Annotated in this window: 29 protein-coding genes and 1 tRNA gene; 12 read left to right on the forward strand and 18 right to left on the reverse strand. The window is 35.9% G+C overall.

The genetic code is table 11. The features are described from left to right. The first annotated feature begins 5 nt into the window (after positions 1-5). The 4 genes from nqrE (at position 6) to G551_RS0114160 (ending at position 3,520) form a co-directional block, all read left to right on the forward strand. Positions 6-746, forward strand: a complete 741-nt coding sequence (nqrE, locus tag G551_RS15995; protein ID WP_051191416.1) for an NADH:ubiquinone reductase (Na(+)-transporting) subunit E — start codon at positions 6-8, stop codon at positions 744-746. A gap of 4 nt (positions 747-750) precedes the next feature. Continuing rightward, a complete protein-coding gene (gene nqrF / locus G551_RS0114150) occupies positions 751-2,043 on the forward strand; it encodes an NADH:ubiquinone reductase (Na(+)-transporting) subunit F (RefSeq protein WP_027886172.1) in 1,293 nt (430 codons plus the stop codon). A 108-nt stretch (positions 2,044-2,151) separates the two neighbouring features. Beyond that, positions 2,152-2,511, forward strand: a complete 360-nt coding sequence (locus tag G551_RS0114155) for a hypothetical protein (protein WP_027886173.1) — start codon at positions 2,152-2,154, stop codon at positions 2,509-2,511. Then, positions 2,504-3,520, forward strand: coding sequence for an FAD:protein FMN transferase (locus tag G551_RS0114160; protein ID WP_036243978.1), 1,017 nt, complete (start codon positions 2,504-2,506; stop codon positions 3,518-3,520). Before G551_RS0114155 ends, G551_RS0114160 begins: the two co-directional genes overlap by 8 nt. On the opposite strand, the gene G551_RS0114165 is transcribed toward G551_RS0114160, so the two are convergent. From G551_RS0114165 to G551_RS0114210, 10 genes are all read right to left on the reverse strand, one after another. Further along, positions 3,517-4,290: a class I SAM-dependent methyltransferase gene (locus tag G551_RS0114165; protein WP_027886175.1), complete on the reverse strand. Its 774-nt coding sequence runs from the start codon at positions 4,288-4,290 to the stop codon at positions 3,517-3,519. The two genes, G551_RS0114160 and G551_RS0114165, sit on opposite strands and share 4 nt — an antisense overlap. 4 nt (positions 4,291-4,294) lie before the next feature. Further along, positions 4,295-4,873, reverse strand: a complete 579-nt coding sequence (locus tag G551_RS0114170; RefSeq protein ID WP_027886176.1) for an HNH endonuclease — start codon at positions 4,871-4,873, stop codon at positions 4,295-4,297. Next, positions 4,854-5,660 (reverse strand): type I methionyl aminopeptidase, encoded by an 807-nt coding sequence (gene map / locus G551_RS0114175; RefSeq protein WP_027886177.1) that lies wholly within the window; start codon positions 5,658-5,660, stop codon positions 4,854-4,856. Before map ends, G551_RS0114170 begins: the two co-directional genes overlap by 20 nt. Before the next feature lie 17 nt (positions 5,661-5,677). Then, positions 5,678-6,091: a BT0820 family HAD-type phosphatase gene (locus tag G551_RS0114180; RefSeq protein WP_027886178.1), complete on the reverse strand. Its 414-nt coding sequence runs from the start codon at positions 6,089-6,091 to the stop codon at positions 5,678-5,680. A gap of 17 nt (positions 6,092-6,108) precedes the next feature. Next, positions 6,109-6,651: a thioredoxin family protein gene (locus tag G551_RS16000; RefSeq protein WP_051191417.1), complete on the reverse strand. Its 543-nt coding sequence runs from the start codon at positions 6,649-6,651 to the stop codon at positions 6,109-6,111. Continuing rightward, entirely contained in the window at positions 6,651-8,165 is a 1,515-nt protein-coding gene (gpmI, locus tag G551_RS0114190; RefSeq protein WP_027886179.1) for a 2,3-bisphosphoglycerate-independent phosphoglycerate mutase, read from the reverse strand. Before gpmI ends, G551_RS16000 begins: the two co-directional genes overlap by 1 nt. A gap of 85 nt (positions 8,166-8,250) precedes the next feature. After that, positions 8,251-8,988, reverse strand: coding sequence for a M15 family metallopeptidase (locus G551_RS0114195; protein ID WP_027886180.1), 738 nt, complete (start codon positions 8,986-8,988; stop codon positions 8,251-8,253). After that, positions 8,975-9,424, reverse strand: a complete 450-nt coding sequence (locus G551_RS0114200; protein ID WP_036243981.1) for a GNAT family N-acetyltransferase — start codon at positions 9,422-9,424, stop codon at positions 8,975-8,977. The genes G551_RS0114195 and G551_RS0114200 overlap by 14 nt, the downstream gene beginning before the upstream one ends. Positions 9,425-9,429: 5 nt before the next feature. Beyond that, positions 9,430-9,714, reverse strand: coding sequence for a GNAT family N-acetyltransferase (locus G551_RS0114205; RefSeq protein ID WP_027886182.1), 285 nt, complete (start codon positions 9,712-9,714; stop codon positions 9,430-9,432). Between the two features lie 6 nt (positions 9,715-9,720). Then, positions 9,721-10,272, reverse strand: a complete 552-nt coding sequence (locus G551_RS0114210; RefSeq protein WP_027886183.1) for a ClpP family protease — start codon at positions 10,270-10,272, stop codon at positions 9,721-9,723. 116 nt (positions 10,273-10,388) lie between these two features. Here G551_RS0114210 and G551_RS0114215 point away from each other — a divergent pair. Then, positions 10,389-10,461: transfer RNA gene (locus tag G551_RS0114215), tRNA-Gly, on the forward strand. A 33-nt stretch (positions 10,462-10,494) separates the two neighbouring features. Here the strand turns inward: G551_RS0114215 and G551_RS0114220 are convergent. Genes G551_RS0114220 through pepE form a run of 3 tightly spaced genes read right to left on the reverse strand, consistent with a single transcriptional unit; the run spans position 10,495 to position 13,022 of the window. Further along, the gene (locus G551_RS0114220; RefSeq protein WP_027886184.1) at positions 10,495-11,391 is read right to left on the reverse strand and encodes an NHL repeat-containing protein; all 897 of its coding nucleotides are present in this window, start codon (positions 11,389-11,391) and stop codon (positions 10,495-10,497) included. Between the two features lie 12 nt (positions 11,392-11,403). Beyond that, positions 11,404-12,318 carry a glutaminase gene (locus G551_RS0114225; RefSeq protein ID WP_027886185.1) on the reverse strand — a complete coding sequence of 305 codons (915 nt, stop codon included), beginning with the start codon at positions 12,316-12,318 and terminating at the stop codon, positions 11,404-11,406. Next, positions 12,318-13,022: a dipeptidase PepE gene (gene pepE, locus G551_RS0114230; protein WP_027886186.1), complete on the reverse strand. Its 705-nt coding sequence runs from the start codon at positions 13,020-13,022 to the stop codon at positions 12,318-12,320. Before pepE ends, G551_RS0114225 begins: the two co-directional genes overlap by 1 nt. A gap of 111 nt (positions 13,023-13,133) precedes the next feature. Here pepE and G551_RS0114235 point away from each other — a divergent pair, with 111 nt between their 5' ends. The 7 genes from G551_RS0114235 to G551_RS0114265 all read left to right on the forward strand — a co-directional run bounded on the left by G551_RS0114235 (position 13,134) and on the right by G551_RS0114265 (position 19,262). Next, positions 13,134-13,922 carry a carboxypeptidase-like regulatory domain-containing protein gene (locus tag G551_RS0114235; RefSeq protein ID WP_027886187.1) on the forward strand — a complete coding sequence of 263 codons (789 nt, stop codon included), beginning with the start codon at positions 13,134-13,136 and terminating at the stop codon, positions 13,920-13,922. Between the two features lie 33 nt (positions 13,923-13,955). Then, positions 13,956-14,699: a peptidase associated/transthyretin-like domain-containing protein gene (locus tag G551_RS16005; RefSeq protein ID WP_051191418.1), complete on the forward strand. Its 744-nt coding sequence runs from the start codon at positions 13,956-13,958 to the stop codon at positions 14,697-14,699. Beyond that, positions 14,690-15,469, forward strand: a complete 780-nt coding sequence (locus G551_RS0114245; RefSeq protein WP_027886188.1) for a hypothetical protein — start codon at positions 14,690-14,692, stop codon at positions 15,467-15,469. Before G551_RS16005 ends, G551_RS0114245 begins: the two co-directional genes overlap by 10 nt. Further along, positions 15,470-15,976, forward strand: a complete 507-nt coding sequence (locus G551_RS0114250; protein ID WP_027886189.1) for a DUF6702 family protein — start codon at positions 15,470-15,472, stop codon at positions 15,974-15,976. It begins immediately after the preceding gene. A gap of 26 nt (positions 15,977-16,002) precedes the next feature. Next, a complete protein-coding gene (locus G551_RS0114255; protein ID WP_027886190.1) occupies positions 16,003-18,315 on the forward strand; it encodes a M1 family metallopeptidase in 2,313 nt (770 codons plus the stop codon). Positions 18,316-18,398: 83 nt separating this feature from the next. Then, on the forward strand, positions 18,399-18,677 hold the full coding sequence (locus tag G551_RS0114260; RefSeq protein ID WP_027886191.1) for a Sec-independent protein translocase subunit TatA/TatB: 279 nt from the start codon (positions 18,399-18,401) through the stop codon (positions 18,675-18,677). Positions 18,678-18,686: 9 nt separating this feature from the next. Further along, entirely contained in the window at positions 18,687-19,262 is a 576-nt protein-coding gene (locus tag G551_RS0114265; RefSeq protein WP_027886192.1) for a phosphatase PAP2 family protein, read from the forward strand. Here the strand turns inward: G551_RS0114265 and G551_RS0114270 are convergent. The 5 genes from G551_RS0114270 to G551_RS0114295 form a co-directional block, all read right to left on the reverse strand. Continuing rightward, positions 19,257-19,898, reverse strand: coding sequence for an O-methyltransferase (locus tag G551_RS0114270; protein ID WP_027886193.1), 642 nt, complete (start codon positions 19,896-19,898; stop codon positions 19,257-19,259). The genes G551_RS0114265 and G551_RS0114270 overlap by 6 nt on opposite strands. Then, positions 19,898-20,980, reverse strand: coding sequence for an amidohydrolase family protein (locus tag G551_RS0114275; protein ID WP_027886194.1), 1,083 nt, complete (start codon positions 20,978-20,980; stop codon positions 19,898-19,900). Before G551_RS0114275 ends, G551_RS0114270 begins: the two co-directional genes overlap by 1 nt. 169 nt (positions 20,981-21,149) lie before the next feature. Further along, complete coding sequence (locus G551_RS0114285; RefSeq protein ID WP_027886195.1) at positions 21,150-21,935, reverse strand: SDR family oxidoreductase; 786 nt, start codon at positions 21,933-21,935, stop codon at positions 21,150-21,152. 200 nt (positions 21,936-22,135) lie between these two features. After that, positions 22,136-23,584, reverse strand: a complete 1,449-nt coding sequence (locus G551_RS0114290; RefSeq protein ID WP_027886196.1) for an aldehyde dehydrogenase — start codon at positions 23,582-23,584, stop codon at positions 22,136-22,138. A 249-nt stretch (positions 23,585-23,833) separates the two neighbouring features. Continuing rightward, complete coding sequence (locus tag G551_RS0114295) at positions 23,834-24,265, reverse strand: RidA family protein (protein ID WP_027886197.1); 432 nt, start codon at positions 24,263-24,265, stop codon at positions 23,834-23,836. Between the last annotated feature and the right edge of the window lie 63 nt (positions 24,266-24,328).

Below are 24,328 nucleotides of genomic sequence, written 5' to 3' on the forward strand. Positions count from 1 at the left end.
AAATTATGCAAGAGTATTTAAACTTATTTGTTAGAAGTATTTTCATAGAGAATATGATTTTTGCTTACTTCTTGGGAATGTGTTCTTATTTAGCAGTTTCCAAAACCGTAAAAACAGCGGTTGGTTTAGGAGCAGCAGTTATATTCGTATTAGCGATTACGGTACCTATTAACTTTTTAATGGATGCTTATTTATTGCAACCGGGAGCTTTATCTTGGTTAGGCGATGAATTTCTGGATGTTGATTTAAGTTTCTTAAGTTTCATTATGTTCATCGCGGTAATTGCATCGATGGTACAATTAGTAGAAATGATTGTTGAAAAATTTGCTCCGGCACTTTACGGTGCATTAGGTATTTTCTTACCACTTATCGCTGTAAACTGTGCGATTTTAGGAGGATCTTTATTTATGCAACAAAAAGATTTCGGAGGTATAGGAGAAGCAGTTACTTATGGTTTAGGTAGTGGTATCGGATGGTTTTTAGCAATTTTAGCAATTGCAGCTATTCGTGAGAAAATTGCTTACTCAAACGTTCCGGCTCCATTAAAAGGATTAGGAATTACTTTTATCATTACAGGTCTTATGGCAATTGGTTTTATGAGCTTTATGGGAATAAAATTAGATGGTCAAGAAGAAGCAGAAGCTGTTGAAACAGAAACTTCTTCAGTTGAAATGATCGAAGAAAAAGCAGATAATAATACTGAGCAAACATTGTCATCTATAGACAATACAAAATTTAATAAGTAAGATTATGACAGTTATCATTGCTAGTGTAGTAGTATTTTTAGCATTAATATTATTATTAGTTAGTGTTTTATTAGGTGCAAAAGCAAAACTTGTTCCTTCAGGACCGGTGAAAATTAATGTTAATGGAGAAAAGAACATTGAAGTAGGTTCCGGTGGAACGTTATTATCTACTTTAGGTGATAATAAATTATTTTTACCTTCTGCTTGTGGAGGAGGTGGTACTTGTATTCAGTGTAAATGTATCGTTAAAGAAGGTGGCGGAAGTATTTTACCAACAGAAGAACCACACTTTACAAGAAAAGAAATTGCTGAAGGTTGGCGTTTAGGTTGCCAGGTAAAAGTAAAGCAGAACATGGATATCCAAATACCGGAAGAAGTATTTGGAGTGAAGAAGTGGGAAGCAACTGTAGTAAGAAACTGGAACGTAGCATCATTCATTAAGGAATTTGTTGTTGAAATTCCGGAAGATATGGATTATGAAGCTGGAGGATATATTCAGATCGAAGTGCCAAAGTGTACTGTAAAATATGAAGATATCGATATTACGGCTCATCCGGAAGAACATCCTGGTGAACCAGATAAATTCAAAAAAGAGTGGGATAACTTTAAACTTTGGCCTTTAGTAATGAAGAATCCAGAGAAAGAAGAAAGAGCTTACTCGATGGCTTCTTACCCTGCAGAAGGACGTGAGATTATGTTGAATGTTCGTATTGCAACTCCTCCTTTCGATCGTGCTAAAAACGGTTGGATGGATGTAAATCCTGGTATTGCTTCTTCTTACATCTTCTCTAGAAAGAAAGGTGATAAGGTGACAATTTCAGGACCTTACGGTGAATTCTTCATCAACGAGAGTGAAGCAGAAATGCTTTATGTTGGTGGTGGGGCTGGTATGGCGCCAATGCGTTCTCACTTATACCACTTATTTAAAACCCTAAAAACGGGTAGAAAAGTTACTTATTGGTACGGTGGTCGTTCAAAAAGAGAATTATTCTACTTAGAGCATTTTAGAGAATTAGAAAGAGAATTCGATAACTTTAAATTTTTCTTAGTTCTTTCAGAGCCTTTAGAAGAAGATAATTGGAAAGAGAAAAAAGATATTCATGATGCTGAAGGAGACGGTTTCTTAGGTTTTGTTCACAATGCTGTGATCGATCAATACCTTTCTAAGCACGATGAGCCCGAAGAGATTGAACTTTATTTCTGTGGACCTCCATTAATGAATAAAGCTGTTCAGAAGATGGGAGAAGATTTTGGTATCCCAGATGAGAACATTCGATTTGATGATTTTGGAGGATAAAATCTAACAAAACAATAAATAAAAGTCTGATGTTAACCGCATCGGACTTTTTTTGTTTTTTATCTTCAGTTTTTACATTAGCAATACTCAAAGTTTTATTTTTGTTTTATGGCTAAACTATCAGAACAAGAATTACATAATCTGGCAATGAATATTGTTGGCAAAGATTTAGAGGCTAACGGTTATGAGTTTTTAGGTATTAACAGTACGCTTAAAAGAAACCCGCAATTTGTAGCTTTAAAAAATAAAAAGCTTCATTTTGTGATCGTACGTGCGGTACTTTATCCAGACGATCCTAAAAGTATAGATCACGTTTTAATGACGACGATTCGAGATCACGCTGTAAAATTTAAAGCGAAAGCCTTCTATGCAGGTGTTGGCATTGCAAATTCTTCAGACTTAGAAAAACCGGTTACTTCAGAAGATGATTATGTAGTTAATTATTCAGGAATACAAGCTTATGAATAACTTTAAATATTTACTAGTTGGTTTGGCGATTTTCAATTTTATTTCTTGCCAAAATAAACCAAGTCTTCAGTCGGAATATGTAGAAGGAAATGCTTTAGGAACATCTTATCATATCAATTTCTACAGTGATAAGTCAGAAAATTGGGAACAAGGTTTCGACTCTATTTTTGAAGCGGTCAATAAATCGATGAGTACTTATTTGCCGAATTCAGATATTTCAAAAATCAATAAGGGAAATAAGGACGTAAAAGTCGATCAAATGTTTCGAGAAGTATTTAATCTATCTAAAGAAATTTACGCTAACACAGACGGTTATTTTGACCCAACGGTTGGTAATTTAGTTAATGCTTACGGTTTTGGTGCAGAAGAATTAAATGAGCTTACCGAAAAAGATCTCGATTCTTTAGTGAGTTTAGTAGGTTTTAAAGATTTTTATTTAACTGAAGAAAACCAAGTTAAAAAACCTCATAAAAATAGTTATTTAGAATTCAATGCTATTGCGAAAGGCTATACGGTAGATCGTTTAGCAGTTTATTTAGAATCTCAAGGCGTAGAAAATTATTTAGTTGAATTGGGAGGTGAATTAAGAGCTAAAGGAATAAACCTTACCAAAGATAAATCGTGGAAAGTTGGCTTAGACGATCCTTACCAAGAAGATGGCAATCGTGAGATCATTGCTATTTTAGAACTTAAAGATCGTGCATTGGCAACTTCTGGTAACTACAGAAAATTTCGAGTAGACTCGGTGACCGGTCAAAAATTTGTACATACCATTAATCCAAAGACAGGAAAAGCAGAACGTAGCAATATTTTAAGCGCTTCTGTTCTTGCTGAAACTTGTGCTGAAGCAGATGCTTATGCTACAGGATTTATGGCTATGGGATTAGAAAAGTCGAAAAAAGTACTTCAGAATTTAGATAGGGTAGAAGCTTATTTAATTTATACTGAAAATGATAGTACAAAAATATTTACTACTCCAAAATTTAACGAATCACTCGTAGAAGATTAATTTGCCGGTTTTTGGCAAACTGGAATAATTTCACCTTTTGCTAATCTGTACTTATCAATTTCTTCCGCAGATAATTCTTTAGTATAATCAGCTTCAATAACGTTAAAACCTATACTTCTTAGTTTGTTGAAGTAATCTCTTCCGTAGATACGAACGTGATCATACTGCCCAAAGATTTTTGCTCGTTCTTTAGGATCTGTAATCGTATCATCTTCAAAGGTATGTTCTCTACTTAAATCTTGCGGAATTTGTAAAATAGCAACACCATTAGGTTTAAGAATTCGATACAATTCTTGCATAGCTTTAGTGTCGTTGGGGATATGTTCTAAAACGTGATTGCAAAGTATAAAATCGTATTGATTATCGTTAAATGGTAAATTACAAATATCAGCCTTTACATCGGCTAAAGGTGAATTTAAATCTGTAGTCGTATAATCAATATTCGAAAGTCTCCTGAAACGCTTGTAAAAAGCTTGTTCTGGAGCAAAATGTAAGACAGATTTCTTCGCAGTGAAAAAATCTGTCTTATTTTTTAAGTATAACCATAAAAGCCGATGCCTTTCTAACGATAACGTAGAAGGAGATAATACATTTTCTCGTTGCTGTTCGTAACCGTAAGGTAAAAACTTCGAAAAGCTTTTACCATCGATCGGGTCGGTGTATTTATTTCCTCTAAGAAAGGTTACTAAAAAAGGTTTAGCAATATAGCTAGCTTTAATTAATAAGGGTCTGGGAATGGTATTTAATACAGATTTAAATACTTTTTTAATCATATTATACCTTAAGATCTGCCCAGTTTTCTCCCGTTTTAATTCTGTGTAACTGCATTTCTGAAACACCAAACTGTTTGGCAAGTACTTTAAGTCTTGTCTTTCTGTTCGGATCTAATAATTTCTTTTTTAAAATTGTTGCTTCAGCATAAGAGAGTTTGGTATACGTTCTACGTTTACTTTGTCGCTTTGCAATTACTTTTGGGTTCTTGTCTTGGTGTTTCTCCCATTCTTTACGGTTAACCCAAGCAAGGTTGTTAATGTTGTTGTCTTTTTTATCGTAATTCTTATGAATTACAAAAAGACCGTCTTCTGGCTTGTCTAAAAAGGCAATCGCCATAACTTTGTGCAGGTAGAAGTTTTTACGTTTGCCATCTTTCATTTTCGTGTTGAAAACTTGATAGCCGTTAATAGAACTTCCTTTAAGAATGACACCGTTTTTGCTTTTTACAAAATTCATCACTCTACCTTTGCTGGAAATGGCTATTTCGTAGCCTTCTGCCCAGTCGTCTTCATAGTAATACCGCCATTCTTCAACGAAATTGTTGTCGCGGTAAAAGGACTCATTTTTTTCTAAATTCATCTTCTTCTTCGCTTTTAATTCCCAATGATTCATAAATATAATCGAAGGTAGAAAGCAATTGGGGGTTACCATCTACCAGGGCCACATCATGTTCAAAATGTGCACTGACTTTTCCATCTGCAGTAAGGATAGTCCAGCCATCACGAAGTTGTTTGATGCGTTTTGTTCCTAAATTAATCATGGGTTCTATGGCTACTGCCATACCCTCTACAAATTTTTTACCACGGCCTCTTTTACCGTAGTTGGGCATTTCTGGGTCTTCATGCATCTTGGTACCTAAACCATGACCTACAAGTTCTCTTACTACTCCGTAACCGTGATCTTCTGCGTGCTTTTGTATAGCATATCCTACATCTCCTACGCGGTTACCAAGTTTAAATTCTTTAATTCCCAGGTATAGTGACTCTTTAGTCACTTTTAAAAGCTGTTTAATCTCTGGCGATACTTCGCCAACTTCAAAAGTATAAGCATGATCACCGTAAAAGCCGTTTTTTACCGCTCCGCAGTCTACAGAAATGATATCACCATCTTCTAAAGGTTTATCATTGGGTATACCGTGAACTACTTGAGCATTTGGACTCATACATAGCGTATTAGGAAAATCGTACATGCCTAAAAAACCTGGGATTGCATCTTGAGATCGAATGTAATCTTCAGCTATTTTATCTAACTGAAGTGTTGTTACTCCCGGCTTTATTTCTTTTGCTATAACTCCTAATGTTCTAGATACGATTTGTGCGCTTTCACGCATTAACTCTAATTCTTCGCTAGTTTTGGTAATGATCATTAACTTATTATTCTATATTATTTAAAGAAAGAAAAAATACCTTTCTTTTTTTTACTTGTTTTCGGGATCTCTGGCTTAACATTGGTTAATTCATGATAGATTTCTCCCCATCCTAAAAATCCTCCTACATTTCTATCGTCAATAAAAATATCAGCATTAATCTTTCTGCTCAATTGAGGATCAAATTCTTCTTCAGGATAACTCATATTAACCGCATAGAACTCAAGACCGTTTTCTTTACAGAAATCTACAGCTGCTTGTAGGCGTTTGCCGTGTCTGTACGTCCATAAAATTAATCGGTGGCCTTCATTTTCTAATCGCTTAAGAGTTTCAAAAGCGAAAATTTTAGTTTCACCAATTCCCGGATATGCGTTTTCTACTATCGTGCCGTCAAAATCTACGGCTATGGTTAAAGACTTATCACTAATCATTCATTTTAATTTTATTCCTACTCTTCTGCGTAGGGATTTTGATATGATTGGTTGGTAACAATCTTTAAAATATCTTCTTCAAATGTTTCCTGCGGAAATTCAACAAACCTGTTGATTTCATTTCCTTTTTTGTCGAAAAAAATAATGGTTGGTACGTGATGTACATCTAAATCTTCTTCATAATTGGCTTCAGTAGATTTGTAATGATCCATCGCGTAAATCTCCAAATTCTTTTCTTTAAAGTTTACTTCATCTAACAATTTTAAAAGCTTAGGTGTTTCTCTTCTACTATCTGGACACCAGGTTCCCATAAATACCTTGATACGGTATTGCTTAATGGGCTTTTTTATTTGTTGAACTATTTCTTCATTTGGCTCGTAAGCTTTATAGGCTTTATTGAACCATTTTTTTGTATAGCCTGTTCTAAAATCTTCTTGCGTAATTAGACCAGTGTAATCTTTATCGTTAGGAGTTTTATCCTCTTGTGCAACTAATGTTAAATTTACAAATAAAATTATTAATGCACTATACTTTATTTTATTTAAAAAGCTGATATACATTATTTTAGGATAGATTTTTGCGTCATTAATTCAGGTTGGTCAATATCCATTAAATCTAAAATGGTTGGGGCAACATCACCTAAAATTCCGTCGTTAATTTCTTTTTTATCGGGGCTCACTAAAATAACAGGAACCGGGTTGGTGGTATGCGCGGTATTGGCACTACCGTCTTCATTAATCATCTTCTCACTATTTCCGTGATCTGCTAAAATGATCATGTTATAATTTTCTTTAGCCGCTTCGTAAATTTTGCCTAAACATTCATCTACGGTTTCGCAGGCTTTAACAGCTGCATCAAAATCTCCTGTATGACCAACCATATCTGGGTTAGCAAAGTTGATACAGAAAAAATCTATCGATGCTTTCGAAATTTCTTTCTCTAATTTCTCAGTTAACTCGTATGCACTCATTTCTGGTTGTAAATCGTAAGTAGCAACTTTTGGTGAGTTAACTAATATACGTTCTTCGCCTTTAAATGGTTTTTCTCTTCCGCCAGAAAAGAAAAATGTTACGTGCGGATATTTTTCTGTTTCAGCAGCTCTTAACTGCGTTTTGCCCGAATACTCTAAAGCTTCTCCTAAAGTAGCTTTAATATTATCTTTTTTATAAACCACATTTATACTTTCGAACGATTCATCGTAAGTAGTCATCGTTACAAAATACAGTGGGATTTTTTTCATTTCGTAATCACCAAAATCTTCTTGAGAAAGCGCTTGCGTTAATTGTCTACCACGGTCTGTTCTAAAATTAAAGAAAATGATTACATCACCTTTTTGAATAGTTGCTGTAGGTTCATTATTTTCGGTAACAACGATAGGTTCTATAAACTCATCGGTGGTATCGTTATCATAACTTTCTTGAATTGCTTCTGAAGGATTTTCGGTTTTTTTACCAACACCGTTCACAATAAGATCGTAAGCTTTCTTAGTACGTTCCCAACGTTTATCACGATCCATCGCAAAGTAACGACCAATTACAGAGGCTAGTTTTGCGTTGTTTTCTTCTAAAGAAGGAAGTAAATCTTCAATAAAACCTTTACCAGATTTTGGGTCAACATCACGACCATCTGTAAAAGCGTGAACGTATTTATTTTTTACACCGGCTTGGTCTGCAGCATGTACTAAACCTTTAAGGTGTTTTATATGTGAATGTACGCCGCCGTCACTTACTAAACCTAGAAAGTGAACTGCTTTGTCGTTAGTTGTGGCATAATTAAATGCTTCTTTTAAAACAGCTTCGTCTTTTAAAGTATCGTTATCAACCGCCATATTAATCTTAGCGAGATCTTGATAAACAATACGTCCGGCTCCCAAATTCATATGGCCAACCTCACTATTTCCCATTTGTCCTTCAGGTAAACCAACATTCATTCCGTCGGTACGAAGTTGAGCGTGAGGGTATTCGTTAAAAAGTTTGTCGAAATTTGGGGTATTTGCTTTGTAGATGGCAGATTCTTTCGGATCTTGAGTAGAACCCCATCCATCTAAAATCATTAAAATGGCTTTGTTGGGCATTATGTGAATTTTGGGGTAAAGATAATATCTATTAAAAGGCTAAATTATAATATTTTCCTAAAATTAGGTGTCATTTATCGGTAATTTATGCCAAAAGTGTGGGATTTATTTCTAAAACGTTTTCAGAAATGTATTTCTGAATAAATTTTTCAGAAAAGTTTTCATTCCCTAAAATCTGATTTGAACTTTGTAGCAATTCTTTTACTTCTAACTTTTGATACTTCTTTAGATAAGGAATTGAAAGTGGCGCATATGAAAAATGCCAAGGTTCATGTTTAAAGCCTTTTCGGTCTTCATTTTTGGTGTAAACCAATTGAAAATTGAATTTTTCAGCGTTTTGATCCATCCATTTTTTTAAAGGAGCATAAACACCATCGCCGTAATAGTTTTTAGGTTGAAGTAGAGAAGAAGGCGCACTTGGGTTAGCGTCGATAATATCGATATCGGTTCCCCAATGGTGACGCGAAGTTCCCGGAATGGTTGAATAATCGATAATTTTATGAATGGCCTGAGTAGGAGTTAAGCCTCGTTCTGTATAGCGTTTGTATTTGCCATTCCAGATGCGTTGTTGATGATCAAAACTGCGATAACTCGAAACGATTTGAATAGCGATCCCATCTGCTTGAGCCGCTTGCTGCATTTTTATAAAATCTTCATAAGCTGCTTTACGTAATTTGTAGCCGTTACCAAACAGTTCTGGCGAACCTTTACCAAGCAATTCTTGCGTAGAAATTTCTTCAGTAAAAAAAAATAAGCTTTGTAAAGGAATTAAACTTGCTGCAGAAGTTAGTAAAGAGAGGTTGATAAAGTTACGTCTGTTCATAATTTTTAAACATCAAAAAGTGGGGTCCAACATTAGGAATATCAAATTCCTTTCCAAAAACTTGAAAATTGTTTTTTTGATAAAACTCAATGGCAGTAGTTCTGGCGTTAAACCATAGCGTTGCCGGCGCTTTTTGCTGAATTAAATCTTCAGCATACAATAACAAATGCCTGCCATAACCTTTACTTTGCTGGTTGGGTACGACGGCCATACCGCGTAATCGGTATTGATTATTGGTAGCGATTTTTTCAGAAGCATCCTTTAAAACACTTGCAATAGCAATGAGTTCTTCGTTGTTGTAAAGTGCTAGATGAATCGTTTCTTCAGCTAAATCGCCTTCGAAAAAACATTCTTCCCGAGGCTTTCCGTTTCTTAAAACCGTTTGCCTTACGGGAAGAATCTCTTCAACGTTTACTTCTTCAATATGTATTTTCAAAAGAATTAAGCTTTTACGTCTTGGTAACTTTCGTTTTCGTCGAATTTTACTTCAGCAAAAGGACAAAGAGGATCGATTTTATAACCATTTTCTCGAGCATAATTTACGGTATGGTCAAGAATCTGACTCGCTAAACCTTTTCCCTCTAAAGATTTGCGAGTTTGCGTATGGTCGATCACTAAGACTTGATCTTTTTTTACATACGTAAGCTCACAAACTTTACCTTCAGCATCTTCCATATAAAACATACCGTTGGTATGATTTTCTTTGTGTAAGATCTCGTGGTTCATGGTTTTTTATTTTGAATATTGCTGATCTACGATCCCGTATTCCAGAGATTCTTCTGCATTCATCCAATAATCTCTGTTGAAGTCTTTCATCACTTTTTCAAAAGACTGCCCACAATTATCGGCAAGAATTTGAGCACTTAATTCTTTAGTTTTTAGAATTTCTTGTGCCTGAATTTCGATATTCGAAGCTTGTCCGCGTGCGCCACCGCTAGGTTGGTGAATCATTACTCGAGCGTGCGGCATAATAAAACGTTTGCCTTTTGTTCCTGCTGAAAGTAATATCGATCCCATTGATGCGGCTAAACCGGTACAAATTGTCGAAACGTCGCAAGAAAGTGATTGCATCGTGTCGTAAATAGAAAAACCGGAGGTTACGTAGCCTCCCGGACTGTTAATGTAAAACTGAATATCGCCTTTGCCTTGTGCGTCTAAATATAGAAAACGCTCTACAAGATGTTTGGCAGATTTGTCGTCTACTTGGCCCCAAAGAAAAACTTTGCGTTCTTCTAAAAATTTATGATCGATCAGGTCTTGAGATTTTCCTGGTTTATTACTCATAGTTTCAATTTTTTTATTTGTTTAAAAATAGAATTAATTTCAGAAAACTCATATCAAATTTTTTGAAATTTTATTTGGTAATTATGTCAAGCTTATATTATATTTGCCGTCGCTTTGCGGGAGTAGCTCAGTTGGTAGAGCGTCAGCCTTCCAAGCTGAATGTCGCCAGTTCGAACCTGGTCTCCCGCTCTAAAAACCTCATTAGTTTTCTAATGAGGTTTTTTATTTTTTAATGCGATAAGCAGCAACCGTATTTCCTGAGAAAGTTGGCACTAAAAGTAGATTTCTATCTTCAAAATACTGAATGTCTGCAGTGTTGAAACCTTCTTTTTGTGTATCTAATAAAAGTTTTTTGTTGAATTTTTGATCGATATGAAATAATTGTCCGTTCCAATCGGATACGATCAATTCATCTTTATTGAGTTTCGTAATTCCGTCGCCGGCACCAATGTCTTTGGTGAGCGTTGTGAGTTGTTCGTCTTTAGAAATTACTTTTAGATCTTGTGATTTGCTATTCATTACAAATAAAGAATCATTTCTAAAAAGCAATCCGTTAGGTCGAGATAAGCTTCCTTTGTAGGCTAATTGTAAACTGTCGTTTTCAATTTTATAGATACTTTTGGCATTGCAAGCTGAAATATATAGCGTTTCATCTTTTTTAACAATATCATTAAATTGAGGATCTTCAACATCTTCTAAAGCGAAACGCTTAATGATTTTTTTAGTATTCAAATCTATTTTTGCGATTTCTTTCGAATCTGCCACATATAAAGTATCGGCGATTAAAGCCATTCCTTTTGGGCTGCTTAAACCTTCAATAAGCTTTAAGGTTTTTATATTTCCGTCAAAATCTATTTCAGCAATAAAACCATCGCCATCCATTTTCCAACCGCCTTGATTACAATTAGAAACTAAGATTCGATCACGAGTTTTATCGTACAAAACAGATTCTGCCGTAGTTAAAAGCGTATCGGTTTCCCAAATTTTTTCAAGCTGAATTTCTTTAGGTTCTTTTTTATGAACAGAAGTAGTTTCTTTAGCGGTGTTATTTTCCTTGGCTTGCTCTTTACAAGCGATCATTCCTAAAAAACTCAATAAAATGAGACTAATTCTTTTCATCATATAAATAGTTTAAAAAATAGATAATCCGGTAAGTGAAGTAAGTTCTTCCAACGCTTTCATTCCTTTTTCAGAATTTCCTTTTTCATTTAAAAGCGGACTCCAAACTGCTACTGAATATTGCCCGGGATGTACAGCAACAATGCCACCGCCAACACCACTTTTGCCGGGTAAACCTACACGAAAACTAAACTCGCCGGCTTCATCGTAAAAGCCGCAAGTTTGCATAATCGCGTTAATACGTTTGGCGCTATTGGCACCGATCACTTTTTTATTAGTAATTAGTGTTTTTCCTTCATTGGCAAAAATGACGAATGCTTTCGCTAATTGGCAACAAGACATCGCGATCGAACATTGATGAAAGTAAAAATCTAAAATATCGTCAGCATCATTTTCAATATTACCAAGGGATTTCATATAATTTACTAAAGCTATATTGCGATAACCGTGTTGGTATTCTGAAGCAGCAACTTTCTCGTCATATTCGATCGTAGGATCGTCACTAATTTCTCTTACAAAGTCCAAAAGATATTCTTTCGGGTTTTCTAGTTCTGAAATTAAAATATCGGCAATCACCAGTGAACCGGCATTGATAAAAGGGTTACGCGGAATCCCGTTTTCTTTTTCTAGTTGAAGTAAAGAGTTGAACGGATCTCCCGATGGTTCTACATCTACACGTTTCCAGATCTTTTTGCCACCATGTTTTTTTGCTAAAGCTAAGGTGAAAACTTTCGAGATACTTTGTATCGAAAAACGTTCGTCATGGTCGCCGAAACTAAAGTTTTTTCCGTCTAAACAATATAAGTGCATCCCGAATTTATCTGCCGGTATTTTGGCAAGTTCAGGAATATAATCGGGTACTTTTCCGCCGGGATCAAAATGTTCCAGCTCCTTTTCGATCACATTTAAAATGGCTTGATAATCCATTATTTTAAATCTTTAAAAGAAGTGCCATTCTCAACTTCGTAAGCATCTTGGTCTTTTTCAAAAACACGAGCTTTTAGTCCGCCTTCCAGTACAATATCATTTTCGGTTACACAAAGCCAGCTGCCTTCTCGTAAACCAACCACCGGCATCGAATTTAAATGATGAAATTCTTTGATACGCGTTTCACGAGTTTCGCCTTTGTGAGTAGAATTAGGATCGGGATCTAAGTAATGTGGATTTAGGTTAAATTCTAAAATACCTAAGGTTTTAAAACTTGGTGGGTAAACAATTGGCATATCGTTGGTCGTACCCATTGTTTGTCCGCAAATATTACTTCCGGCGCTGGTACCTAAATACGGCGTACCGCTTTTTATAGCTTGTTGCAGAGGTTCCAACACTTTTTGATTGTAGAGTTGAGAAACCAGCAAAAATGTATTTCCGCCACCGGTAAATAAAGCTTGTGCATTTTTAAGCGCTTCCGCAGGATTTTCAAATTCGTGTAAGCCTTTTACTTCAGCATCTAAAAAAGCCAATCCTTCTTTAGCTTTTTGCGTGTATTGGTCGTGAGAAATTCCGCCGGGACGCGCGTATGGAATGAAAATTATCTCAGTTACATCTTTATATAAATCTTTAAGTGCTTCTTCTAAATAAGCGAGATATTCACTGCCGTGAATGGTAGAAGTGCTGGCTATAATACAATTCATTTTTCTAAGTTTTTCTGTAAATTTATAGCAAAGTCTTGCTTTAACAAAAGTTTACGCGCGTTTTAGGTTTTTTATAAGACAGTTATTGGTAACTTAACTAAAAATTTAACGATGAAAAAATTACTTATACTTCTCCCGGTTTTTTTACTCTCGATAGCTACTTCAGCACAAATCGATATTCGAACATTAATTAAAGGGAAAATTAATGTAAGTGCAGATGCTTCTGCTGAAGATATTAACGTTTATAATTCAAACACTACGAAAGGAACTGTTACTAATGAATATGGTGAATTTTATATTTCTGTAGATGAAGGAGACCAGCTGGTGTTTTCGGGGATTCAATACCAAGATTTTAATGTGATTATCGATGAAAATGTAATCAAAACAGGAAAACTGAATATTACTATCAACGAGTCTGTTACAGAGTTAGATGAAGTTACCGTGAGACCTTACGACTTATCGGGTAATGTTGAAGTAGATGTTGCTAAGATTAAAACTGTCGATGCTAACTTTCCGCAGCAATCGAGTATAGAAATGGCAAATACAAAAGATTATGAGTTTAGACCCGATAGCCATTCTAAAGTAGAAAACGATGCGATCGATAAAAGTTATTTAACCAACGGACTTAATTTTGCGAATATTTTTAGAGAGATTTTCAAGTCGAATAAAAATGAAGAAAAAGAAATTGTTAGAGACGAAATCGATGTGCAGATTAGAAAAGTGTACAATGACGATTTCTTTAGAAAAAATTTAGATATCGATCGTGAAAATATAAATGAATTTATTTATTATGCTGAAGAAAATGGTCTGCAAGATAATATGCTTCAGCAAGGCAATGAGTTGGCGCTTATCGAATTTTTAATCGATAAAAGCAAAACTTATAAGATGCAACAAGACTAAAATAAGCACGTCTTTTAGGGCAAGACGTGGCTTATGAAACACTTTTCGATTCTCATTTTTATACTTAGCGTAGCTGCTTTTTCACAACAGGAGCAATTTTCTGGAGTGATCGTAGCCGATTCAATATCGTTTACTCAGGTAAATATTGTTAATATCAATAAAGAACTTGGTACGGTAAATAATAAAAATGGAGAATTTGTGATCGATGCAGAAGTTGGCGACGAGATTGTATTTTCATCAGTGCAATATGAACCTTATCAAATTACCGTTACCAAAGAAAACATAAAAACTAATAATGTTATTTACCTTTTTCCTTTGGTAAATGAATTAGCCGAAGTAAAAATTAGCAATATCGATTTAACCGGTAATCTGGTTGAAGATGCCGCTACTATAGAAACTAAGCCATTTTTAAATTCAACCTCTTTTGGTTTTCCTAGCGTTGAACCTATGAGTGTAGAAGATCGAAGGTTGTATACCGCATCGACCGGAGGTGTTTTTACGATTATCGATATTCTTTCCGGTAGAATGGCAATGCTAAAACGGATGAAAGCAATTTCAGAATTTGAAGCTTTAATCGCTAGAGCTCAAGCCTTAGTTTCTAGAGAATATATTACTGAAGACCTTGAAATTCCTGAAGAATATGTAGATGATTTCTTTTATTTTTGTGCAGAGCAAGAAGGTTTCGAAAAGTTTATGAAAACGGCCGGTGAGTTAGAAATGATCGAATTTTTAACTGAAAAAAGAAAAGCTTACGCTATATTTAAAGAATGGGAATAACTACCAAACATATTTTTTTTGTTCTTCTGTTTTTATCGCTCGTTTCTCAGGGTTTTGCACAAAAATTTGAAGGAAAAATCGTAGCCGATTCAATTTCTTTTACGCAAGTAAATATTGTAAACTTAACTCAGAAACTCGGGACAGTGAATGCTAAAAGTGGTGAGTTTAGTATCGATGCAAAAGTAGGAGATGAGGTGATGTTTTCTTCTGTTCAATACGAATCTTATCAAATTACGATCAGTAAAGAATTACTTCAGCAAAAAAACAATACGATTTTCTTATTTAATTTGGTGAATGAGTTAGATGAAGTAAATATTAGCAACATCGATCTGTCGGGCGATCTCATCAAAGATGCCGATAACATAGAAACCAATGCTTATTTTAATCCTGCAGATCACGGCTTACCTGTAAATACCAAACCCAAACCCACAACTGCGCAACGCCGAATTTATACGGCAAGTACCGGTAGTGGAATTATTCCTATAGATCCCATTATCAATACGCTTTCCGGGAGAATGGCGATGCTTTACCGTCAACGCGATTACGAAAAAGAGCGAAATTTAATGATCAAAGCTTATAATTCTAGGCCGCTCGATTACTTTGTGACCGAATTAGAACTACCGGAAGAATACGTTGAAGATTTTTTATATTACTGCACAGAATTTAAACTTTTTAGAAATTTAGTAGTCAAAAAGGAAAATAACTTTAAATTGTCAGAATTTTTTGAAGAAAAAGTTATTGATTACAAGAATCTGAAAAATTTACCCTAAATGAAATTTCAACGAATAATTGTATTATTCACCTTAATTATCTCACTTTCCAGCTTCACTTCAGGAATTCATAAATATTATATGAGCGTTACTGAAATTGAATATGTGGAAGAAAAAAAATCACTTCAGATCATTAGCAGAATGTTTGTAGACGATTTTGAGAAATTATTGCAAACGCGTTACGACGAAAAAGCGCAACTTATTCGAGGAGAAAATAACCCACAAGTTAACAACTATATTAAAAGATATTTTGAAGATAAATTCAGCATAACTATTCACAATAACCAGTTGCCATTAAAATTTATAGGTAAACGCTATGAAGACGATTTGATAATTTGTTATTTTGAAGCTACAAATGTTGAAAATTTTAAACAAGCAACGATTTCAAACCTAGTTTTAACCGATTTATTTGAAGACCAAAAAAACTTAGTTCATTTTAAAAAAGATGGAGAAACCGAGAGTTTAATGTTACTGAAAGATAAATCTGAAGGAACGATCAAATTTTAAACCTAATCTAAAATCAAATATAATTCATGAAAAAAGTCAAGTTCTTATTTACTTTTCTTTTCGCTCTATTTTCTTTAGCGGTTTTGGCGCAGGAAGAAGAGCAAAAAGAAGAGGAGCCGCAACAAGGCCATATTAATCAAAATAAGTTTAGACAACTTTATCAGGAGTTTTCTACGCCTAACCAATATAGAACCGCTTCTGGAGCTCCGGGTCCTGCTTACTATCAAAACACAGCAGACTACGAGATGAATATTACGTTAGACGATGAAAACCAAAAATTGTATGGTGAAGAAACTATTACGTATACTAACAATTCTCCAGATCCGCTAACTTACGTTTGGGTGCAATTAGATCAAAATGTAAGAGCAAAAGATAGTAAATCTGCCTTGAAAGATGGTAATGGGATGAGTCCTGTAAGTCAACCGGGACGTTTTGTTTCTCAGTTCGTAGAAGAACCTTTTGATGGTGGTTTCAATATCGAAAAAGTAACTCAAGATGGTAAAGCTTTAAAATATACCATTAACCAAACGATGATGCGTGTAGATTTACCGGAAACTTTAGAATCTGGAGACGATTTTGAATTTTCGATCAAATGGTGGTATAATATTAATGATCACGTGGTAAATAGAGGTCGTTCTGGGTATGAGTATTTTCCTGAAGATGGAAATTATGCTTATGTAATTGCGCAATTCTTCCCAAGAATGGCGGTTTATAACGATGTTGAAGGATGGCAAAACTATCAATTTTGGGGTAGTGGCGAGTTTGCTTTACCATTTGGTGATTATAAAGTAAGTATTACCGTTCCTGCAGATCACGTATTAGATGCGACAGGAAAACTTCAGAATAGAAAGAAAGTATTCTCAAAAACGATGATGGATCGTTATGAGCAGGCGAAACAATCTTTCGATAAGCCGGTTTTAATTGTCACTCAAGAAGAAGCTGAAAAAGCCGAAAAAAGTTCTACTTCAAAAACTAAAACTTGGGAGTTTGAAGCAGAAATGGTAAGAGATTTCGCTTTCACTACTTCAAGAAAATACATCTGGGATATGCAGAATGTAAAAGTAGGAAACAAAAACGTAATGGCGGTTTCTTTATATCCAAAAGAAGGAAATCCGCTTTGGGAAGAGTATTCAACAAAAGCAGTGGCACATACCTTAAAATCTTATAGTGAGCACACCTTCGATTATCCTTACCACAAAGCAATTTCGGTTCACGCAAAAAATCAAGGGATGGAATATCCAATGATTTGCTGGAACTACGGAAGACCAAATCCTGATGGTTCTTATACCGATAGAACAAAATTCGGGATGATTAGTGTAATTATTCACGAAGTTGGGCATAACTTTTTCCCAATGATCGTGAACAGTGACGAGCGTCAATGGGGTTGGATGGACGAAGGTTTAAACAGTTTTGTAGAGTTTATGGCAGAGCAAGAGTTTGGTGAAAAATATCCTGAAGCCATCGCGCCTTTAGAGAAATATCCATCTCGTCGTGGAGAGCCAACAAAGATCACAAGTTACATGAAAGGGAGCCAAGAATATATTGCTCCGATTATGAGTAACCCAGAGAATGTTTACCAATTAGGAAATAACGCTTACGGTAAACCGGCAACGGCTTTAAATATTCTTAGAGAAACTGTAATGGGAAGAGAATTATTTGACCACGCTTTTGCTACTTATTCTAAACGTTGGATGTTTAAACACCCAACTCCTGAAGATTTCTTTAGAACGATGGAAGATGCTTCTGGTGTAGATTTAGATTGGTATTGGAGAGGTTGGTTCTATACTACCGATTATGTAGATATCGGAGTAAAAGACGTAAAATCTTACTTTGTAACCGATAAGCCAACAAAAGAAGGAAAAGAAATATTAAAGCGTTACGGTATCGACGACCCAAGTCAGATTCCTGCGGTTTATGTGGTTGAAGAAGCAAGCGAAGAATATTCCGAAGATTTAAAAACTAAATCTCCGTTAGAAAACGCTTCTACGTTGAAAGAATATATGATGGATAATTTTAGCGAGCAAGAACGTCGCTCGATGGAAGTTCCTAAGCATTTCTATCAAATTACTTTTAACAAGCCGGGAGGTTTAGTAATGCCATTAATTGTAGAATATAAATACAAAGATGGTACTTCAGAAAGAATCACTTATCCGCCACAGATCTGGAGAAAAAACGATCAAGAAGTAAGCAGAGTTTTGGCTACCAATAAAGAATTAGAAAGTGTAGTAGTAGATCCAGATATGGAAACTGCCGATGTGAACACCGACAATAATTCTTGGCCACAAAAAGAAGAGCCTAACGAGTTTGAGCAATTCAAAGAAAATCAAACCAAAGATTAATCTTTAAAATAAAGGTTTAATTTTTAAGCTGACTTTAACGAGTCAGCTTTTTTTATACTACTTTTGCTTATTATATTTGTTATATGCTCACATTACCATTATTTATTAGCGGCGCAGAAATAGCTTTCATTATGTTTATCTTAGTGATGGTTTTTGGTGCCGATAAAATTCCTGAAATTGCCAGAGGTCTTGGTAAAGGCATGCGCACATTAAAAGATGCCACGAACGATATCAAATCTGAAATTACCAGTAGTGCTGAAAAACATTTGGAGAATACAGGTGGCGACGATATTAAAAAGGAAGTCGATCAGGTAAAAGATGATATCGAAGAAATTACCGGCTCCATTAGAAGAAAGCGTTAATTCACGTAAATGTTCGAACAATTAAAAGAATGGGATAGAGAACTATTTATTTACTTAAATGGTTTAGGTATCGAGCGTCTCGACTCTTTTTGGATATTTATCACTCAAGAAGAAAACTGGATTCCGCTTTACCTAATTTTCATCATTCTTATTTTTTTAGCTTACAAAAAGAAACAAGCCTTTATTGTTCTTATAGGTTTTCTTTGTAGTTTTTTAGTTACATTCGGGGTAACACGTATTATCAAAGCTTCTGTAGCGAGAGTGCGACCCAATAATGTTGAAAGTCTTCAGGAAGTTATTAGAATTCTTCAAGAACCCACTTATTATAGTTTCGTTTCCGGTCATACGTCTACTTCGATGGCAATCACCACTTTTATGGTATTAATTTTAAGGCATCGCTATAAATGGGTTTACATTTTCTACTTATGGCCCATTTTATTTGCGACGAGTCGAGTCTATGTAGGAGTGCATTATCCTTCAGATTTAGCAGCAGGAGCTTTTGTAGGAGTTATTATCGCAATAATTATTTACAAAATTTGTAAGAAAATGCTGGCGAAAGGCGATCGAGAATTCGACGAATTATAAAACTCTAGTCACTGTTAAACCATCTCGAATAGGAAGTAAAACCGTTTCTACGCGATCCTCAGTAGCTAATTTTTTATTGTATGCTAGTAAGACTTCGGTATCTTTATCTCCGGCTTTAAGTTCTTCAACTACTTTACCGCTCCAAAGTACATTGTCAGAAAGAATAATACCGCCTTTATTCATCTTCGGAAGAATGATCTCAAAATAATTTAAGTAATTGCGTTTATCGGCATCAATAAAAACCAAGTCGAATTTCTCTTCTAGCTGCGGAATAATCTCTAAAGCTTTCCCAACGTGCTGATGCATTTGCGTTCCCCAACCCGATTTATCAAAATATTTTCGTTGCAGGTCGTATAATTCTTCATTTTTATCGATCGTGTGCAAACTTCCATTTTCTTGAATTCCTTCCATCAAACACAACGCAGAATAACCGGTATATGTTCCAATTTCTAAAATATGTTGAGGTCGAATTAATTTTGAAAGCATACTCAACACGCGACCTTGAAAATGACCACTCAACATTCTGGGTTGCAACACTTTTTGATGCGTTTCGCGGTTAAGAGCTGCTAAAAGTTGAGGTTCTGCCTGCGAATGCTCTTCAGCATATTGATCGATAGATTGCGGTAAAAAATGCATTAGCCTAAAATTCTGTTTACTAAATCTTGTTTTGCTTGTTCATCATCGCCACAAAGCCATTTAATCGTATTATGTTCCCAGATATCATCATATTGTTCCGGAGTGATAATTTTACGTTCTTTAGCGAGGTCTAAGATTTTTCCAGGGTAAGAAGATTGCGGAGCGCTTTCCATTTCACCTAATGGGTAAGGATCATCCAATCCCATAATGATCTGTTGCGGTTTCTGGTTTTCGACCAAAAGTTTTAAAGATCCTGTATCGTGAACCAACGTATCAAAGAAAATATTCTTATGACCCACCGATTTTCTTGGGTGTACTTTGCCTTCAAATAAATCTGGGCGGCCATCAAAACCTTGTATTCTTCGGCCTAAATTAATTTGCGCCAATTGCCCGCCGTGCGCAAAACAAACGCGCATATTTGGGTATTTATCAGGATAACCATTTAGCGTTAAAAAGTGGTAGGCATCAGCACATTGTGCTAACATCCAAATTAAATGAAATCGCCAAGCCGTATTTTCTAATTTTATGAATTTCTCGCCGTCGTAAGGATGCACTTCTACCGCCAAATTGTACTTGCTCGCCATTTCAAAAATCGGCTCATTTTCTTCATCAAAAATACAACGCCAGGTCCCGATGCTATCCATATAATGCGTTGGCAAACACAACAAACGCATGCCTAATTCTTCTACACAACGCTCAATTTCCCACAAAGCACCGCGTACAAAGCCGGGATGTACCACAAAACCACAAGTAAATTTAGAAGGATGATCGTGTTGTATGCGCGCATTAAAGTCATTCTGAAATCGCAACGCCTGCTTCATTTCTTCCACACGCAAACCATTCCCGTAAAGTTGCGAAAGGTTTAAAACTACGGCGTGATCTAGATTATAACGCTCCATCCATTCCAGCTTTTCTTTCAAGAAAAAACTCGAATCGGTTACCGGTCGTCGCCAATTTTTCTGAAGCATAAATTTACGTTCCTCATCTACCCAAAAAATCTCCTTGTCTTTCATGAACTGCGGAATTTCTTCCGGATAAGGCAATAAATGAGAATGGCCGTTGATACGTAATTTCTTTGTCATAGTTGTGTTTGTTGTTGGTTTGTGGCGTGTTTTGAGTTTTTATTTTTACCAAAATAAAAACTCAAAACCGGGCTATTCGCTATATCTTTTTTGTTATTCACTCCAAACCTAATCGAGAAGTTTTGAATAACAAAAAAGGATGCCGCTGCTATCCCTCACGCGAGCGAAATTACAAACTTTTTGTTCTTCCACCATCTACCGGAACGTTAATTCCGTTAATATAACTTGCAGCTTCGCTGGCTAAAAAAGTAACCGCATTTGCCAATTCTTCCGGTTGTCCAAATCGTTTAGCAGGTACTGCGCTTTGCATCGCTTGTGTTACTTCTTCTTCCGTTTTGCCTGTCTTATGGGCTTTGTTTTTAATAATATCGGTTAATCTTCCGGTGGCTGTTGCTCCCGGTAAAATATTGTTCACCGTAATTCCGAATTCACCTAATTCATTCGCCATGGTTTTACTCCAATTTGCCACCGCACCACGAATTGTGTTCGAAACGCCCAAACCATCTAAAGGTTGCTTCACTGAAGTAGAAATTACATTGATTACCCGACCGTAACCACGCTCTTTCATTCCTGGTAACAACGCCTGAACCAAAATATGATTACAAATTAAGTGCTGCGTAAAAGCTGCTTCAAATTCTTCGGTTTTAGCTTCAGAAATTTTACCGCCCGGAGGTCCGCCGGTATTATTAAGTAAAATATGATAGGCTTTAGTTTTTGTAGCTTCTTCTACTTTTTCTTTTAAGCTCTTCGGATTCGAAAAATCGGCGACCAAAAACGTGTGACTTTGACCTTGGTTTTGGTCTAATTCTTCTAAAACCTTTTTTAGTTTATCTTCGTTTCTGGCAACAAGTGTAACATTCACACCTTCTTCAGCAAGTGCTAAAGCCGAGGCTTTTCCGATACCACCGGTCGCTCCGCAAATGAGCGCGTTTTTATTTTTTAAATTTAAATTCATCAATTTTTATTTTAGGTTTCTATAATTATTTAAAATCGTCATTCGCAATTTATTTTAAGGTCTCATCTAGTTTATTTCTCATCTGGATGAGATTCTGAGTCAAGTTCAGAATGACGCTGATAAATCATTTCAAAAATTATAGAAGACATTTATTTTTTATATTTTCAATTTGAGTTTCTAATTCGATTTCAACTTCAACTTCAGTTTTTATACTGAATACACACATTCTTAGGTTCGGTAAAAAAGCGTAAAGCTTCAAAACCTCCTTCGCGACCAACGCCGCTGTCTTTAGTCCCACCAAATGGAGTTCTTAGATCGCGATTTAACCACGTGTTTACCCAAATAATGCCGGCTTCTAAAGTATTACTTAATCGCATCGCCCGATCTAAATTGCTCGTCCAAACCGTAGCTGAAAGTCCGTAGCGAACATCGTTCGCCATTTCTAGCGCTTGTTCTTCCGTTTTAAAAGGCATTATCGTCACCACCGGACCAAATATTTCTTCTTGATTTAATTGACAACGATTCGATTTCACTTCAATAATCGTCGGTTCTAAATAATAACCATTTTCGTGGTCTTTTACTTCTACACGTTTTCCGCCTGTTAGAATTTTAGCGTCTTGTTTTTCAGCTTGATCAATATATCCTAAGATCTTTTGAATATGTGCTTCAGAAACCACCGCACCCAAATCTGATGAAGCTTCCGAAGGAATACCAACTTTCAGTTTTTTTGTTTCCGCAATAAAATCGATTTTAAATTTTTCGTAAATCGATTCTTCCACAAAAATTCGTGAACCACATAAACAAATTTGTCCTTGATTGGCAAAAGAAGATTTAACTGTAGTTTTTAGCATTTGCTCATAATCGCAATCGGCAAAAATTAAATTCGGGTTTTTACCACCTAATTCTAGCGATAACTTTTTAAACATCGGCGCAGCCGTTCTTGCCAAATGCTCTCCGGTTTTGGTGCCTCCGGTAAACGAGATCGCTTTGATCTGCGGATGCTCTACAATGGCTTGCCCAACTTCATTTCCCAGTCCGTGAACAATATTTAAAACGCCTTTTGGTAAACCGGCCTCGATGCAAATTTCACTCAGTAAATAGGCAGTCATCGGCGTGATTTCACTCGGTTTGGCGACTACGCAATTTCCTGCGGCTAGGGCAGGAGCGATCTTCCAAGAGAAAAGGTAAAGCGGTAGATTCCACGGAGAAATACAGCCGACAACACCAATGGGTTTGCGAAGGGTAAAATTAATCGTGTTTTTACCTACGCTTTCGTGAGCTTCGCTTCCAAATTGAGTGAGTGCGTGCGCGTAAAATTCAAAATTACTAACCGCTCGCGGAATATCGATATTCAAAGCCAAAGCAAGCGGTTTCCCGTTATCTTTAGATTCGGCTTTCGCAAAATCGACTAATTTTTGTTGAAGTAAATTCGCAATTTTTAGAAGCACTTTGCTGCGTTCTTCTAAAGTGGTGTTGCTCCACACTGGTAAGGCTTTTTTGGCTGCATCAAAAGCGAGTTCTATGTCTTCTTTTTTACTTCTGGGAATTTGACTGTAAACTTCTCCTTTTGAAGGATCGAAATTGTCGATCCATTCTGAAGAAAGAGGTGAGATCAATTCACCGTTAATATAATTTTGTAATTGTTGCATGGGTTGAAAAATTGTAGAATTCTGAAAAAATTCCACTCAAATATAACGCATGTTGAAAAATTGATTCCATAGAATTAGAAAAATTATTTATAGGAATTTTTCTAATTGATTTTAATGGTAGAAAGTTTTGTAAATAGGGGAAGATAAAACCTTTCCGTCTTTTTCAACTTGCGTTGAAAAATCCACCTTCCCTTACTAAGGGAAGGAACTTTTTTTAATTCCCCTCCGTTGAAGGGTTAGGGGGAATTTTTAATGCGTAGCGTATTGCTGCTTTTTGTAAGCGATCACTTTAATCTCGATCAATAAATGCGGATGGGGTAATTGATGCACGGCAATCGTAGTTCGAGTCGGGCCAGTTTCCGGTTCAAAAAACTTTCCGTAGGTTTCATTGTAACCACCAAAATCGTTCATGTTGACTAAAAAAGTCGTCACATCGACCACATCTTTTAACGAAGCGCCTTCTTCGTGTAAAATACTGTCGATATTTTCTAGAACCGCTGCGGTTTGTTTCTTGATATCAAGATTGGTGGTTCCCATCTCATCAACTTCAACACCTTCAAAAGTGTTGTCGGGTCTGCGAGAACTAGTTCCTGAAACATAGATAAAATCGCCCACGCGTTTTACGTGCGGATATTTTCCTCTTGGGGTTGCTTTTCCTTCAATTACTTTTCCTGTGCTCATAGTTTATTTTTTGTTTTTACCCTTCTGTCTTTTTTCGCTATCGCTTAAAAGCCACCTTCCCTT

Source organism: Mesonia mobilis DSM 19841 (assembly GCF_000423405.1).
In the GTDB taxonomy this organism is placed as follows: Bacteria; Bacteroidota; Bacteroidia; order Flavobacteriales; family Flavobacteriaceae; genus Mesonia; species Mesonia mobilis.

Excerpts from the sequence above, each read along its gene's own strand:
- nqrE (WP_051191416.1), top strand. The coding sequence starts at position 6 with ATGCAAGAGTATTTAAACTTATTTGTTAGAAGTATTTTCATAGAGAAT.
- nqrF (WP_027886172.1), top strand. The coding sequence starts at position 751 with ATGACAGTTATCATTGCTAGTGTAGTAGTATTTTTAGCATTAATATTA.
- G551_RS0114155 (WP_027886173.1), top strand. The coding sequence starts at position 2,152 with ATGGCTAAACTATCAGAACAAGAATTACATAATCTGGCAATGAATATT.
- G551_RS0114160 (WP_036243978.1), top strand. The coding sequence starts at position 2,504 with ATGAATAACTTTAAATATTTACTAGTTGGTTTGGCGATTTTCAATTTT.
- G551_RS0114170 (WP_027886176.1), bottom strand. The coding sequence starts at position 4,873 with ATGAATTTAGAAAAAAATGAGTCCTTTTACCGCGACAACAATTTCGTT.
- map (WP_027886177.1), bottom strand. The coding sequence starts at position 5,660 with ATGATCATTACCAAAACTAGCGAAGAATTAGAGTTAATGCGTGAAAGC.
- G551_RS0114180 (WP_027886178.1), bottom strand. The coding sequence starts at position 6,091 with ATGATTAGTGATAAGTCTTTAACCATAGCCGTAGATTTTGACGGCACG.
- G551_RS16000 (WP_051191417.1), bottom strand. The coding sequence starts at position 6,651 with ATGTATATCAGCTTTTTAAATAAAATAAAGTATAGTGCATTAATAATT.
- gpmI (WP_027886179.1), bottom strand. The coding sequence starts at position 8,165 with ATGCCCAACAAAGCCATTTTAATGATTTTAGATGGATGGGGTTCTACT.
- G551_RS0114195 (WP_027886180.1), bottom strand. The coding sequence starts at position 8,988 with ATGAACAGACGTAACTTTATCAACCTCTCTTTACTAACTTCTGCAGCA.
- G551_RS0114205 (WP_027886182.1), bottom strand. The coding sequence starts at position 9,714 with ATGAACCACGAGATCTTACACAAAGAAAATCATACCAACGGTATGTTT.
- G551_RS0114210 (WP_027886183.1), bottom strand. The coding sequence starts at position 10,272 with ATGAGTAATAAACCAGGAAAATCTCAAGACCTGATCGATCATAAATTT.
- G551_RS0114220 (WP_027886184.1), bottom strand. The coding sequence starts at position 11,391 with ATGAAAAGAATTAGTCTCATTTTATTGAGTTTTTTAGGAATGATCGCT.
- G551_RS0114225 (WP_027886185.1), bottom strand. The coding sequence starts at position 12,318 with ATGGATTATCAAGCCATTTTAAATGTGATCGAAAAGGAGCTGGAACAT.
- pepE (WP_027886186.1), bottom strand. The coding sequence starts at position 13,022 with ATGAATTGTATTATAGCCAGCACTTCTACCATTCACGGCAGTGAATAT.
- G551_RS0114235 (WP_027886187.1), top strand. The coding sequence starts at position 13,134 with ATGAAAAAATTACTTATACTTCTCCCGGTTTTTTTACTCTCGATAGCT.
- G551_RS16005 (WP_051191418.1), top strand. The coding sequence starts at position 13,956 with ATGAAACACTTTTCGATTCTCATTTTTATACTTAGCGTAGCTGCTTTT.
- G551_RS0114245 (WP_027886188.1), top strand. The coding sequence starts at position 14,690 with ATGGGAATAACTACCAAACATATTTTTTTTGTTCTTCTGTTTTTATCG.
- G551_RS0114250 (WP_027886189.1), top strand. The coding sequence starts at position 15,470 with ATGAAATTTCAACGAATAATTGTATTATTCACCTTAATTATCTCACTT.
- G551_RS0114255 (WP_027886190.1), top strand. The coding sequence starts at position 16,003 with ATGAAAAAAGTCAAGTTCTTATTTACTTTTCTTTTCGCTCTATTTTCT.
- G551_RS0114260 (WP_027886191.1), top strand. The coding sequence starts at position 18,399 with ATGCTCACATTACCATTATTTATTAGCGGCGCAGAAATAGCTTTCATT.
- G551_RS0114265 (WP_027886192.1), top strand. The coding sequence starts at position 18,687 with ATGTTCGAACAATTAAAAGAATGGGATAGAGAACTATTTATTTACTTA.
- G551_RS0114270 (WP_027886193.1), bottom strand. The coding sequence starts at position 19,898 with ATGCATTTTTTACCGCAATCTATCGATCAATATGCTGAAGAGCATTCG.
- G551_RS0114275 (WP_027886194.1), bottom strand. The coding sequence starts at position 20,980 with ATGACAAAGAAATTACGTATCAACGGCCATTCTCATTTATTGCCTTAT.
- G551_RS0114285 (WP_027886195.1), bottom strand. The coding sequence starts at position 21,935 with ATGAATTTAAATTTAAAAAATAAAAACGCGCTCATTTGCGGAGCGACC.
- G551_RS0114290 (WP_027886196.1), bottom strand. The coding sequence starts at position 23,584 with ATGCAACAATTACAAAATTATATTAACGGTGAATTGATCTCACCTCTT.
- G551_RS0114295 (WP_027886197.1), bottom strand. The coding sequence starts at position 24,265 with ATGAGCACAGGAAAAGTAATTGAAGGAAAAGCAACCCCAAGAGGAAAA.